The following is a 14,247-nucleotide window of genomic DNA, read 5'->3' on the forward strand; positions in this document are numbered from 1 at the left end:
GTCAAGTTGAGAAGAATTGGAAAGAAGGAGAAGAAGACATGGATGTGAAACGATTGCTACGCCCACTCAAAGATTGGAAGGTACGACGTCGCCCTGACCGCGTGAAAGGACGCTCGTCGATGCGCCGTAAGATGGCGATGGCGCTCGTGCCGACACTGATCGCCTTATTGATCGTCGGTGCGCTCGGCTCGTATCAATTACAGAATGCGACGTCAGAGTATGACCGCGTCTTGAACGAGCGGCTCCAAGATATGCTCGTCGCCGAAGATTTGGCGTTGACCGTGACCGATGCCGAGCGTTATTTGAACTACTATCTGCTCGTCTCGAACCCGAAGACACTGATTAGTCTCGAAGCGGCGCAGACAAAACGTGACGAACTGATGGATACGCTCAAGCAGTCGTCGTCAGATTCGAAAGTCATCGCCTGGATCGGTGATCTTGAGAAGTTCAATCAACATCTCGACACGGAAATGGCGCGCGTCATCGACCTCCGTCAACAACAAGACGAGATCGGATACAAGACGGTGCTCAATACGAGCGTGACACCGACGACGGATCGCGTCCGGATGACGGTGACCGACCTCGTCACGTATCAAGGCGAAGCGCTCGCAGCTGAGTCGGAAGCGGTCCAGGCGAGTGCCGGGCAGTCGATCATCTGGATGGTTGTCATCAGCATCATCGGCGTCGCTGTCGGTCTACTTTCATTAGTAGCACTCCAAAAGTTGTTCTTGAAGCCGATCAATCGACTCGTGAACGAAGCGCGCGTCGTCGCCGAAGGTGATTTGACCGGGGGTGATATCGAGGTCGGTTCGAACGATGAGCTCGGTGACCTCGTCACGGCGTTCAACGATATGAAACGCAACCTTGTCGGCTTGATTCGTCAAGTCGGGGCGGCCTCAGACAAAGTGACGGCCTACTCGGAAGAACTGTATGCCAGCACGGACCACGTCGCCACGACGACGCAAGGTGTAGCCGGTCTATTTGAACAGATGAACCTTGCCGCCCAAGTGTCGGCGAAACGGGCCGAAGAAGGGACGTCCGGCGTCAATCAAGCCGTCGTCGGCTTGAACCAAATCGCCGCTGCCTCGCAAGGCGTGAACGAGCAGACGATTCATACACTCGAAGCGGCGAGTGGGGGACTGGAGACAATTCAGTTGGCCGAGCAGCAGATGCGGGAGATTCAACAAGCGAACGACTTGACGCAACAGATGGTCGAGCGCTTATCGAATCAATCGCTCGAGATTGAGAAAATCACTCGTTCCATCACGGCCATCACGGAACAGACGAACCTGCTCGCCTTGAACGCGGCGATTGAAGCGGCTCGGGCCGGGGAACACGGCAAAGGGTTTGCCGTCGTCGCGGCCGAGGTCAGAAAACTGGCCGAAGAATCGAAACAGTCGGCAAAACAGATTCAAGCGGTCGTCGTCGATATTCAGCGCGACACGTCGGAAGTCGAGGCGGCGTTCGATGTCACGAGCCAGCATGTGACAAGCGGTGTGATCCAAATGGGCGAAGTCGCCGGTGCGTTCCGTGAAATCGTCACCGTCATTCAAGAGACGTCCCGTCAAATGAGTGAGATTGCGGCAGCGACAGAAGAAGTAAGTGCGAACACGACCGAGGTCGCCGTCTCGGTCGAAGATATGTCAACGAACGCCGTCTCAACGCAACGAAGCGTCGAAGAGGCGGGCGCGAACGTCGAAGAGCAACTCGCCGCGATTCAAGAAATCAACGGCATCGCCGAGACGATGAGTCATATGTCGGTCGAGTTGAAAGACCTCGTCCACTTATTCAAGGCATAAAAACAGCGTCTCCTCGACAATCGAGGGGACGCTGTTTCGGTTACATTAACAAAATCAGGCTGGCTGCCATGACCATCATACCGGCGACCATGCCGTACACCGCATGGTGGGCCCGTCCGTATTCACGGGCGGCTGGGAGCAATTCATCAAGCGAGATGAACACCATGATGCCGCCGACAGCCGCGAAGATGATTCCGAACACCGTGTCGCTCAAGAACGGCATCAACAACAGGAAGCCGACGGCCGCGCCGAGAGGTTCGGCGAGTCCGGATAAGAAGGACAGTTTCAGCGCCTTCTTCCGAGAGCCGGTCGCGTAGTAAATCGGGACCGAGACGGCGATCCCTTCCGGAATGTTGTGCAGTGCGATAGCGATGGCGATCGCTAAACCGACGGCCGGGTCATCGAGAGCCGAGATGAACGTGGCCAAACCTTCCGGGAAGTTATGGATGGTGATGGCGAGTGCCATGAAGATTCCCATCTTATGAAGCCGCTGTTTCGTCTCGTGATTCAATGGGACGCGTTCGGTCGCCGTCGTCGCGAGTTCTTGGGACGACGGGTCGTTTTGCATCGTCTCGACGAATTTGACTTCATGCGGGTTCTCGGGAGACGGGATGAACTTGTCGACCAAGGCGATCAACAGCATACCGCCGAAGAACGCGAGGACCGTATAAAGTGTCCCGGTCTGCTCGCCATGGGCGCCGACGAGTTCATCGAGCGCTTTTGGGAAAATCTCGATAAAGGATACGTAAATCATGACCCCGCCTGAGAAGCCAAGGGACACCGACAAGAAGGCTGTGTTGGTCCGTTTGGCGAAGAAGGCGATCATACTTCCGATCCCCGTCGCGAGTCCAGCGAACAACGTCAGTAAAAAGGCATAGATAATCGTGCTATCCATTGAAAAGGACTCCTTTACGTGTAGTGTAAGTTGATAATCACATCATAGCTCAAGTTTTGCCCTAATGCAACTTTTAGTCGCATACGCAAAAAAACGTGGGAAATCAACGCTCCCGTGTTACAATTTTAGGAAAACGATTGATAAATGTTTAGAATATTTGTAATGTTAACGAGAGAAGTTTTTTACGAGAACATGTGTTTAGAAAGGAATTTGTCGTATGTACAAAAAAGGGAATATCGCGATCTTTGCGGTCATCATGATTGCAACGATCCTACTCGCCGTCTTGACGACACCATGGGTCGTGAAGAACACGAACCTTGGCCTTGACCTCAAAGGCGGATTTGAAGTGCTGTACGAAGTCCAGCCGCTTGAAGACGGCGATGTCATCGATCAATCTGCGATGAATGCAACCGTTCGCGCTATCAACAACCGGGTCAACGTGCTCGGTGTGTCTGAACCGGACATTCGGATTGAGGATGATAACCGGATCCGTGTCCAACTCGCGGGTGTATCGAACCAAAACGATGCCCGAGAAGTGCTCTCGTCGACGGCGCAGCTTACGTTCCGCGACATCGATGACAACGTCCTGCTCGACGGAAAAGATCTCGCGCCGCGCGGCGCCTCAATCAGCTACGATCAGCAAGGCAACCCGGTCGTTGAATTGACGCTCCAATCGGCAGAACAGTTCGGTGAAGTGACGTCTGAGATCGCTCAGCGCCCGGCACCGGAAAACCGCCTTGTCATCTGGCTCGATTATGAGGAAGGTGACTCGTACGAAGAAGAGATTCAAAAAGAGAACTCGAAAATCGTCTCGGACGCCTCGGTCAACGGACCGATTCTTTCGGATAAAGCCATCATCTCCGGTGGGGATATCGACGCCGAGAGTGGTCAACGTCTCGCTGACATCTTGAACGCCGGGGCACTCCCGGTCAAACTTGAAGAGATTTATTCGACGTCGGTCTCGGCCCAATTCGGTCAAGATGCACTTGAGAAGACTGTATTCGCTTCGGTCATCGGTGTCGTCGCTATCTTCTTGTTCATGTTGTTCTTCTATCGTTTACCCGGTCTCGTCTCGATCATCACACTCATTTTGTATATCAATTTGATTATGTTGTTCTTTAACGGGATTAACGCCGTCTTGACGCTCCCGGGGATTGCCGGTCTCGTTCTCGGTATCGGTATGGCAGTCGATGCCAACATCATCACGGCCGAGCGAATTAAAGACGAACTCCGCTCAGGGAAGTCGGTCCTATCGGCGTTCCGTGCCGGTAACCGTCGCTCGCTCAGTACGATCATCGATGCCAACTTGACGACGCTCATCTCGGCAGCGGTCTTGTTCTATTTCGGAACGAGTTCCGTCAAAGGGTTCGCGCTCATGCTCATGATCTCGATCGCGATGACGTTCATCTCGAACGTCTTCATCTCGCGCTATTTGATGCACCTCCTCGTCGCAAGTCGTCTCTTCGACAAGCGCAAAGGCTGGTTTGGTGTGAAGGAGAGTGAAATCCGTGAACTTTAAGCTCACTGAATTAAACTATATTAAACCGATGCGCACGTTGTTCCTCATCTCATGTGCCGTCGTCATCATCGGGCTCGGGATCTTGTTCTTCCGCGGCTTGAACCTCGGAATCGACTTCGCGTCTGGAACGCGGGTCGAAGTCCAGACCGAGTCGCAAGTGTCGCAAGACGATTTAGCGGCCGCCTTCACCGAGGCAGGCGTGGATGAAGACATCTCTTCTGTCCAATATGCAGAAGGCGGGACGCTCGCGAACGTGACGTTCGTCGGGCAGCTCACTCAAGATGAAGTCGCTTCGGTGAAGACTGTATTCACGGAGACGTTCGGGAACGACCCGAACATCAGCACCGTCTCAGCCGAGGTTGGCCGAGACATCGCCCGTAATGCGATTTATGCCGTCTCGCTCGCATCGCTCGGGATTATCTTGTATATCACGTTCCGCTTCCAATTCTCTTACGGTGTCGCCACCGTCGTCGCCATGCTCCACGATGCGTTCTTCATGCTTGTGGCGTTCTCGATTTTTGGCATCGAGGTCAACTTGTACTTCGTCGCCGCGATCTTGACGATTATCGGGTATTCGGTCAACGATACGATCGTTACGTTCGATAGGGTGCGCGAGAACATTCAAGCGTATGAGAAAGAACGGAAAATCAAGACGATGGACGAGTACCGTATGCTCGTGAACAAAGCGATTCAAGAGACGATCGTCCGCTCGATCAATACGGTCGTCACTGTATTGTTCACCGTCATCGCCTTGTACATCTTTGGTGCCGAATCGATTCGCGGCTTCTCGCTCGCGCTTCTCGTCGGCCTCATCATGGGAATGTACTCGTCGATCTTCATCGCTTCGTACCTTTGGTTGCTCATCAAAGGTATGTCGCTCAACAAAAAGAAATCAGCTGCCCCAGAGGCGTAACCACTGGTCTCCCGAATTAATCGGGGGACCTTTTTGAATGTCAAGACGGCACTTCACTCGCTCGTTCTGATATAATCTACAATTGATTGGAGTGAGGCATTATGTATCATGCGAAGAAACGTTGGGTGTATCCGGAGACGGATACAACGGCTGTTGAACAGTTACAGACAGAACTGAATATATCGGAGCAACTTGCGACGCTCCTCACACAACGGGGGCACCGCGACGTCGAGGCGGCCAAGGCGTTTTTATACGTCGAGGATGAATTGACGTTCCACGACCCGTTTTTATTTGAACAGATGCCAAAAGTAGTCGAACGTTTGAAACGAGCGGCCGACGAAGGTGAGATGGTATTGATTTATGGTGACTATGACGTCGATGGTGTCAGCGCCTCGGCCGTCATGTGGCACGCCTTGACCGAGATTGGCGTCATGGCGGAATGCTATATCCCGAACCGGTTCACCGAAGGATATGGGCCGAACAAAGAGGCGTTCAGCTGGGCCGCCGGTGAAGGGTTCACCCTCATCATCACGGTCGACTGCGGCATCTCGGGGATTGAAGAAGCGGCGCTCTTGAAAGAGCTCGGTGTCGATTTGATCATCACCGATCACCACGAACCGAAAGAGACGTTACCGGATGCATTCGCTATCATCCATCCTCATATCGACCCGTCGTATCCGTATGACAAACTCGCCGGGGCAGGCGTCGCCCTCAAAGTGGCGCACGCCGTGCTCGACCGGATGCCGGACGAGCTTCTCGACTTGGCCGTCCTCGGCACGATCGCCGATCTCGTCCCGCTCGATGGAGAGAACCGTCTGCTCGCCAAGCTCGGACTCAAGGCGCTCGATGATTCGAAACGCCCGGGTATTTTGGCGCTCCGTGAAGTGTGTGCGTTGACGGACGGGACATTGAACGAGGAATCGGTCGGGTTCGCGTTCGGTCCGCGCATCAACGCCGCTGGTCGTCTCGACTCGGCGATGCCGGCGCTCCAGATGTTGCTCGCCGAGAGCGAGGAAGAAGCGCTCGCACTGGCACAACAGCTCGACAAACAGAACAAAGAACGCCAAGACATCGTCAAGACGATCGCCAAAGAAGCGACGGAACTCGTCGAAGCCTCGATGACGGACGACCGCGTCCTCGTCGTCGCCAGTGAACGCTGGAACCCAGGCGTCGTCGGAATCGTCGCCTCACGTCTCGTCGAGGCGTACTATCGTCCGGTCATCCTATTGTGCCATGACCCGAAGACAGGGAAGGCGAAAGGGTCGGGCCGGTCGATTGACGGTTTCGACTTGTTCAAAGAACTATCGAAGAACGAAGACATCTTGCCGCACTTCGGTGGCCACCCGGCCGCAGCCGGGATGACGCTGTTATCGGAAAACGTGGCCGAACTGCGCCGTCGTCTGAACGAACAAGCCGAATCGATTCCGGACGAGACGTTCGTCGCCCGCGTCAACGTCGACTTGAAGCTCGACGTGAACGATGTGTCGCTCGACTTGATTTCAGAGATTGGCAAGCTCGCCCCGTTCGGGATGGGTAATCCGTCACCGCGTGTCGTCGTGGCAGACGCTAGACTTCGCGATATCCGTCAAATCGGGCGCGACAACACCCATTTGAAGGTTCAGCTCGCCGGGGATAAGCGGGAACTTGATGGCATCGGCTTCGGTTTCGGTCACGTCGTCTCTGAAATCTCGAAGATGGCCCACGTCTCGGTCATGGGCAGTCTGCAAGTAAATGAATGGAACGGGATGCGCAAGCCGCAGCTCATGATTCAAGACATCCGTGTCGACGGGTTCCAAGTGTTCGATTATCGGGGCAAGAAAAATTCGCTCGACGAATTGAAACAGCTCCCGGGCGACACGACGTCGTTCATCTCGTTCCAAGGGCGGGACGACTTCCCGCTCCACGACCTTGATACGCCGCTCAAGCCGTTTGTCGTCTTGCTCGATTTGCCGGACGAGGAAGACGTATTGGCGGACTTGTTGACCGAGGACGTCGAACGCATCTACTGTGCGTTCGGACAAGGCGGCTCGTTCTTCGAGAAGTTGCCGACGCGTGAAGATTTCCGAACATACTACGTCCACATGGCGACGTGCGAACGGAAAAACCTGCGCGAAAACTTGATTCGTTTGTCAATCGAGCGAAAATGGTCAAAAAATACGATTCAATTTATGCATCAAGTATTCTCTGAACTCGAATTTCTTGTTACAATGGAAGACGGACTGCCTGGAGTGAATCCAGAAGCGCCGAAACGCGATTTGACCGAAGCGCCGTGTTATAAGCGCCGGGTCGGACGAGTCCAACTCGAGGAGCGTTTCATCTATGCGTCGTTGGCAGAACTGAAAGAGCGGTTACAATCATTGCGATCGAACAAGATGCAGGAGGCTTACACATAAAATGGATTTCAAACAGCATATTAAAGAAGTAGCGGATTACCCGAAAGAAGGAATCAGCTTCAAAGACATCACGTCACTCATGCAAGACGGGCCGGCTTACAAAAAAGCGGTCGATGAGCTCATCGCTTACGCTCAGGAGCGCGGTGCTGAACTCATCGCTGGTCCGGAAGCACGCGGATTCGTCGTCGGTTGCCCGGCAGCGTACGCACTTGAACTCGGGTTCGTCCCGGTCCGTAAAGAAGGCAAGTTGCCACGTGAGACGGTTCGCGTCGCATACGGCCTCGAATACGGCACAGACATTTTGACGATGCACAAAGATTCAATCAAACCGGGCCAACAAGTCGTCATCTTGGATGACTTGCTCGCAACAGGCGGCACGATTGAAGCGACCATCAAAATGATTGAACAACTCGGCGGCGTCGTCGCGGGGATTGGATTCTTAATTGAACTTGATGGACTTGGTGGACGTGAGCGTCTCGAAGGATACGACGTGTTCTCACTCATCCGTTACGAAGATTGACCTAGACGGGAAGCGATTAGCTTCCCGTTTTTGAATAGTTTTTGAGGAAAATAACCCACAACCTTTGACAGGTCGTCAGATTTTTTCGATAATAGTAAGTAAAATTACATTACTCATGCACGTTAACTACTACCATGCTGCGACGAGTCCAAGTCGATTGGAGCGGTAAGAAAAAGGGTGTCGAATGTTATGACCAAAAAACAAATCGTAAGTATTGAGGACCTTCTCGACGCGCTCGGGGAGTATATGGGTGAAGACGAGATTGCCGAAGTGAGACGCGCTTACGAATACGCAAAACTGCATCATACCGGTCAGTTCCGACGTTCCGGCGAACCCTACATTCTGCATCCGGTCCAAGTGGCCGGTATTCTCGTTGATATCGGGTTAGACGCGACGACGATTATCGGTGCGCTTCTTCATGATGTCGTGGAAGACACGGACATCACGCTCAAACAGCTCGCTGACGAGTTTGGGGTCGAGGTGGCCATGCTCGTCGACGGTGTGACGAAGCTCGGTAAAATCAAATATAAATCGAAAAAAGAAGAGCTCGCCGAGAATCACCGCAAGATGATTATCGCGATGGCTGAAGACGTACGTGTCATCTTGATCAAACTCGCCGACCGTCTGCATAACATGCGGACGCTTCAACATATGCCGAAAGAGAAGCAAGTTCAAAAAGCGGAAGAAACGCTCGAGATTTTCGCGCCGCTCGCCCACCGGATGGGGATCTCGACGATCAAATGGGAGCTCGAGGATATTTCGTTACGTTATATCAATCCGCAGCAATACTATAAAATCGTCTCGATGATGAAACAGAAGCGGACCGAGCGGGAAGCGCTCGTCACTTCGGTCATCACAGAAGTGAACACCGTACTTGAGGACGTGAGCATCGAGGCCGACGTCAACGGCCGTCCGAAGCACATCTACTCGATTTACAACAAGATGGTGAAGCATAAGAAAGAGTTCAATGAGATTTATGACTTGATGGCCGTCCGCATCATCGTCGATTCGATTCGCGACTGCTACGCCGTCCTCGGCATCATCCACACGCAATACAAGCCGATGCCGGGCCGGTTCAAGGATTATATCGCCATGCCGAAACCGAACATGTATCAGTCGCTCCACACGACGGTGATCGGACCGAAGGGTGAGCCGCTCGAAGTGCAAATCCGTACGAAGGACATGCACTTCATCGCCGAGTTCGGGATTGCCGCGCACTGGGCCTATAAAGAAGGAAAGAGTGTCGCGACGAACGGGTTCGATGAAAAGATCGCCCATCTGCGCGAGATTTTAGAGCTACAAAAAGATACGACCGACGCCGAGGAGTTCATGGAATCGCTCAAAGTCGATTTCTTCAGCGACATGCTCTACGTCTTCACACCGAAAGGGGACGTCTTCGAGTTGCCGAAAGGATCGGTCCCGATCGATTACGCCTATCGCATCCATACCGAGATCGGTCACCGGATGACGGGGGCGAAAGTGAACGGACGGATGGTGCCACTCGACCATAAACTCGAGACAGGTGACATCATCGAGATCATCACGTCGAAACATAGCTATGGGCCGAGCAAGGACTGGCTCAAGCTCGCCGTCTCGAGCCAGGCGAAGAACAAGATTCGCCAATGGTTCAAGCGCCAACAGCGTGAAGAGAACGTCGAGAAAGGCAAAGAGCTCGTCGACGTCGAGATTAAGAAGCTCGGCTTCGAGCCGAAAGAAGTGATCGATGACCAGTCGCTCGCCGTCGTCGTCGAGAAGTTCAACTTCGGGAACGAGGAAGAGATGTACGCCGCGGTCGGCTATCATGGCATCACGGCCGCCCAAGTCGCCCACAAGTTGACGGAGAAGCAGCGCAAAGAGCCAAAGCTCGAGCTGTCGGACGCGATCAACGAATTGAAAGTCAGTCAGTCGCCGAAGAAGAAGACGGCCGAGGCCGGCGTCTCGGTGAAAGGGATTGACAACATGCTGATCCGCATGAGCCGCTGCTGTAACCCAGTGCCGGGCGATGAAATCGTCGGGTATATCACACGTGGACGCGGCGTGTCGATTCACCGGAAGGACTGCTTGAACATCATCAATGAGCAGCACCCGGAGCGACTCCTCACGGTCGAGTGGGAAGTCGGTCAGGCGAAGGAGAAGAACTATAACGTCGACATCGAGATCACCGGCTACGACCGTTCCGGTTTGTTGAACGACGTGCTCCAAGCCGTCTCGGCGACGAACACGAACATCGTGGCGGTGAGCGGACGCGGGGACCAGAACAAACAGGCCCGTATCTCGATGACGATCTCGATTCCGAACGTGAACCATCTGCAAAAAGTCGTCGACCGGATTAAGCAAATCTCGGACGTGTACTCGGTCAGCCGAGTCATGATGACGTGACGAAAGGAAGATTTCTGTGCGTGTATTGTTGCAACGAGTAAAAGAAGCATCCGTCACCGTCGATGAGGAGACGATCGGTCAAATCGAGGCCGGTTATTTGCTCCTCGTCGGGGTGACGCACGAGGACACCGAGACGGAAGTAAACTGGCTCGCCGACAAGGTGGCCGGACTCCGTGTCTTCGAGGACGCGGACGAGAAGATGAACTTATCGATTCAAGACGTCGCCGGCAAAGTGTTGTCCGTGTCGCAGTTCACGCTTTACGGGGACACGCTCAAAGGCCGTCGTCCCGCTTTCACGCAAGCAGCGAAGCCGGATATCGCCGAACGTCTTTACGAGAAGTTCAACGAGCGTTTGCGGACGCACGGGCTCGTCGTCGAGACCGGGAAGTTCGGGGCGATGATGGATGTCGCGCTCGTCAATGACGGTCCGGTCACGCTCATGCTCGAAAAAAACGCTTGACAGAAGCAGGCGTGATTCGGCATCATGAACCATATAACCTAACACCTACGATAAAGAAAAGTACGGTCACCCCACCAGCAAAGAGAGCGATGCCGAGGCTGAAAGCATCGACTGGATGATGACCCGAACGACACTTTGGAGGTGCTTCCTTGAACTCTTAGTAGGGGGAGCCGTTTCATCGGGCGTTAACCGATTTCGAGTGGCAGAGTATCGATTATGGCTCTGCAACGAGGGTGGTACCACGGGAAACTTTAACAGGCTCTCGTCCCTTTGCGGACGAGAGCCTTTTTGTATTCTAAGGAGGGAATTTAGATGAAAGCACCACGCGGCACACAAGACCTGCTTCCGGGCACGGTCGAGACGTGGCAGTATGTCGAAGAGAAACTACGCGACATTAGCGCCCGTTACAACTATAAAGAGATTCGTACCCCGATTTTTGAAACGACCGACCTGTTCACACGCAGCGTCGGCGAGACGACGGACATCGTCCAAAAAGAGATGTTCACGCTCGTCAAGAAAGGCAAGGACGAGTATACGCTCCGTCCGGAAGGGACGGCCTCGGTCGTCCGCGCTTTCGTCACGAACAAGCTGTTCGGCAGCCCCGACCAGCCGACGAAACTGTACTACATGGGACCGATGTTCCGCTACGAACGTCCACAAAAAGGCCGGTTCCGCCAACTGCACCAATACGGTGTCGAGGCGATCGGTAGCAGTGACCCGGCCGTCGACGCAGAAGTGATCAGCCTCGCCTACACGATTTACAAATCGTTCGGCCTGAAGCAAATCAAGGTCGTCGTCAACTCGCTCGGTGACGCCGAGAGCCGCAACGCTCACCGCGAAGCGCTCATCCGTCACTTCGAACCGGTCCAGCACGAGCTGTGCCAAGATTGCCAGACGCGATTGCACCAAAACCCGCTTCGCGTCCTCGACTGTAAAGTCGACCGCGACCACCCGTCGATGAAGTCGGCACCTTCGATTCTCGACTTCTTGAACGAAGAGTCGAAGACGTACTTCGAGAAAGTACTCGCGCACTTGGATGCGCTCGGCGTCGCTTACGTCGTCGACCCGACGCTCGTCCGCGGTCTCGACTACTATACGCACACAGCGTTCGAGATCATGTCAGAGGCAGAAGGCTTCGGCGCCATCACGACGCTATGCGGCGGTGGACGCTATAACGGTCTCGTCCAAGACATCGGTGGACCGGACATGCCGGGCATCGGTTTCGGGATCGGGCTCGAGCGTCTCATCCTCGCTCTCGAGAATGAAGGGGTGCTCCCGGCACTCGAGACGGGACTTGATGTTTTCGTCGTCGCCCAAGGCGGATCAGAAGTCGAAGTGACGGCGACACGCCTGTTGCAACTGCTTCGCATCGAAGGCTTCAAGGCGGACCGCGACTATCTCGGCCGCAAGTTCAAAGGACAATTCAAACAAGCCGACCGCTTGAACGCGAAGTTCACCGTCATCCTCGGAGACGATGAAGTCGAACGCGGCTCGGCCTCTCTCAAGGTCATGGCGACCGGGGAACAAGTCGACGTGCCGCTTTCGGCTGTCGCAGACAAAATTCGTGAACTATCGGAAGGAGCAGGACAATGATTGGACGCACACATATGAACGGCCGCGTGACAGAATCACTCATCGGCCAAGACGTACAATTGAAAGGATGGGTACAAAAACGTCGCGACCTCGGAGGCCTCATCTTCATCGACCTTCGTGACCGCACAGGCATCGTCCAAGTCGTCGTTCGCCCAGAAAACGAAGCGGTGCACAAGCTCGCCGAGTCGATCCGCAGCGAATACGTACTTGATATTAAGGGAACTGTCCTCGAACGTGAGAACAAGAATCCGAATATGCCGACCGGGAACATCGAAGTCATCGCCTCTGAAATCAACATCTTGAACGCGGCGAAGATGACGCCGATTCCAATCGGTGACGAGGCCGAGAACGTATCGGAAGACCTCCGTCTTAAATACCGTTACCTCGACCTCCGTCGTCCGGCGCTCCAAGAGACGTTCCGTCTCCGCTCGAAGGCGTCGAACACGATCCGTAACTTCTTGACGGAAGAGGAGTTCCTCGAAGTCGAGACACCGATTTTGACGAAGTCGACACCAGAAGGCGCGCGTGACTATCTCGTCCCAAGCCGTGTTCACGGCGGCGAATTCTACGCGCTCCCGCAATCACCGCAGTTGTTCAAGCAGCTCCTCATGGTGGCTGGATTCGACCGTTACTTCCAAATCGCACGCTGCTTCCGTGACGAAGACCTTCGGGCCGACCGTCAACCGGAATTCACGCAAGTCGATATCGAGACGAGCTTCATGGACGTCGAAGACTTGATGGCGATGATGGAATCGATGATGGGCCAAGTCATGGAAGCGACGCTCGGTCGCACGGACACACCGGCCAAGTTCGAGCGGATGACGCACGAAGAGGCGATGCGCCGTTTCGGTTCAGACAAACCGGACACACGTTTCGGTCTTGAGCTCATCGACGTCGCGGACGCTGTCACAGGTGCCGGCTTCAAAGTGTTCGACATGGCGCTCGAGTCAAACGGACAAGTCAAAGCGATCAACGTCAAAGGTGAAGCGGACAAGTTCTCGCGTAAAGACATCGACAAGCTTCAAGAGTTCACGGCCGTCTACGGCGCGAAAGGTCTCGCTTGGCTCAAAGTGACGCCAGAAGGCTTGAACGGACCGATCGCCAAGTTCTTCGACGAGACGTATGCTCAGAAGTTGATGGAAGCGACGAACGCAGAAGCGGGCGACCTGCTCCTCTTTGTGGCGTCAAAACCGACAGTCGTCGCCGACAGCCTCGGCGCGCTTCGCGTCAAACTCGGTCATGAGCTCGGGCTCATCGACGAGTCGAAATTCAACTTCCTTTGGGTGACGGACTTCCCGCTCGTCACGTTCGAAGAAGAAGACGGACGTTTCTACGCCAACCACCACCCGTTCACGATGCCAAACCGTGAAGACCTCCACTTGCTTGAGACGGATCCAGCGAGTGTACGCGCCCTTGCCTATGACCTCGTCTTGAACGGCTATGAGCTCGGTGGCGGATCGCAACGGATTTATGAGCGTGACATTCAAGAGCGCATGTTCAAATTGCTCGGCTTCACAGAACAAGAAGCAGTCGACCAGTTCGGCTTCTTGCTCGAAGCGTTCGAATATGGCACACCGCCACACGCGGGTATCGCGCTCGGTCTCGACCGTCTCGTCATGATCCTCGCGGGTCGTTCGAACCTTCGTGACACGATTGCCTTCCCGAAAACGGCGTCGGCGAGCGACTTGCTCACACAAGCACCAAGCCCGGTCGCGGACGCGCAACTCCAAGAGTTGTCGATTCGTACCGCATTGAAAGAGAAGAAATAAGCAATCA

The 14,247-nt window shown here is 54.4% G+C and carries 10 protein-coding genes and 1 other annotated feature; of the genes, 9 read left to right on the forward strand and 1 reads right to left on the reverse strand.

Translation table 11 applies throughout. The annotated features are described in order from the left end of the window. The first annotated feature begins 38 nt into the window (after positions 1 to 38). Positions 39 to 1,799 carry a methyl-accepting chemotaxis protein gene (locus KNP67_RS01370; protein ID WP_214755747.1) on the forward strand — a complete coding sequence of 587 codons (1,761 nt, stop codon included), beginning with the start codon at positions 39 to 41 and terminating at the stop codon, positions 1,797 to 1,799. A gap of 40 nt (positions 1,800 to 1,839) precedes the next feature. Here KNP67_RS01370 and zupT read toward each other — a convergent pair whose 3' ends face one another. After that, positions 1,840 to 2,694 (reverse strand): zinc transporter ZupT, encoded by an 855-nt coding sequence (gene zupT / locus KNP67_RS01375; RefSeq protein WP_214755748.1) that lies wholly within the window; start codon positions 2,692 to 2,694, stop codon positions 1,840 to 1,842. Positions 2,695 to 2,911: 217 nt separating this feature from the next. Here zupT and secD point away from each other — a divergent pair, with 217 nt between their 5' ends. The 8 genes from secD (at position 2,912) to aspS (ending at position 14,240) form a co-directional block, all read left to right on the forward strand. After that, a complete protein-coding gene (gene secD / locus KNP67_RS01380) occupies positions 2,912 to 4,213 on the forward strand; it encodes a protein translocase subunit SecD (RefSeq protein ID WP_131471102.1) in 1,302 nt (433 codons plus the stop codon). After that, positions 4,203 to 5,126: a protein translocase subunit SecF gene (gene secF, locus KNP67_RS01385; RefSeq protein ID WP_125318020.1), complete on the forward strand. Its 924-nt coding sequence runs from the start codon at positions 4,203 to 4,205 to the stop codon at positions 5,124 to 5,126. The genes secD and secF overlap by 11 nt, the downstream gene beginning before the upstream one ends. Positions 5,127 to 5,227: 101 nt before the next feature. Further along, complete coding sequence (gene recJ / locus KNP67_RS01390) at positions 5,228 to 7,519, forward strand: single-stranded-DNA-specific exonuclease RecJ (protein WP_214755749.1); 2,292 nt, start codon at positions 5,228 to 5,230, stop codon at positions 7,517 to 7,519. 1 nt (position 7,520) lies between these two features. Then, positions 7,521 to 8,039, forward strand: a complete 519-nt coding sequence (locus KNP67_RS01395; protein ID WP_021066904.1) for an adenine phosphoribosyltransferase — start codon at positions 7,521 to 7,523, stop codon at positions 8,037 to 8,039. Between the two features lie 189 nt (positions 8,040 to 8,228). Beyond that, the gene (locus tag KNP67_RS01400; protein WP_021066905.1) at positions 8,229 to 10,418 is read left to right on the forward strand and encodes a RelA/SpoT family protein; all 2,190 of its coding nucleotides are present in this window, start codon (positions 8,229 to 8,231) and stop codon (positions 10,416 to 10,418) included. A 16-nt stretch (positions 10,419 to 10,434) separates the two neighbouring features. Continuing rightward, the gene (gene dtd, locus KNP67_RS01405; protein ID WP_021066906.1) at positions 10,435 to 10,878 is read left to right on the forward strand and encodes a D-aminoacyl-tRNA deacylase; all 444 of its coding nucleotides are present in this window, start codon (positions 10,435 to 10,437) and stop codon (positions 10,876 to 10,878) included. Between the two features lie 38 nt (positions 10,879 to 10,916). Then, positions 10,917 to 11,151 (forward strand) — a binding site (T-box leader). Between the two features lie 39 nt (positions 11,152 to 11,190). Next, on the forward strand, positions 11,191 to 12,471 hold the full coding sequence (gene hisS, locus KNP67_RS01410; RefSeq protein WP_021066907.1) for a histidine--tRNA ligase: 1,281 nt from the start codon (positions 11,191 to 11,193) through the stop codon (positions 12,469 to 12,471). Beyond that, positions 12,468 to 14,240: an aspartate--tRNA ligase gene (gene aspS, locus KNP67_RS01415; protein ID WP_131471105.1), complete on the forward strand. Its 1,773-nt coding sequence runs from the start codon at positions 12,468 to 12,470 to the stop codon at positions 14,238 to 14,240. The genes hisS and aspS overlap by 4 nt, the downstream gene beginning before the upstream one ends. Positions 14,241 to 14,247 lie beyond the last annotated feature (7 nt).

Source organism: Exiguobacterium sp. s157 (assembly GCF_018618205.1).
Lineage (GTDB): Bacteria > Bacillota > Bacilli > Exiguobacteriales > Exiguobacteriaceae > Exiguobacterium > Exiguobacterium chiriqhucha.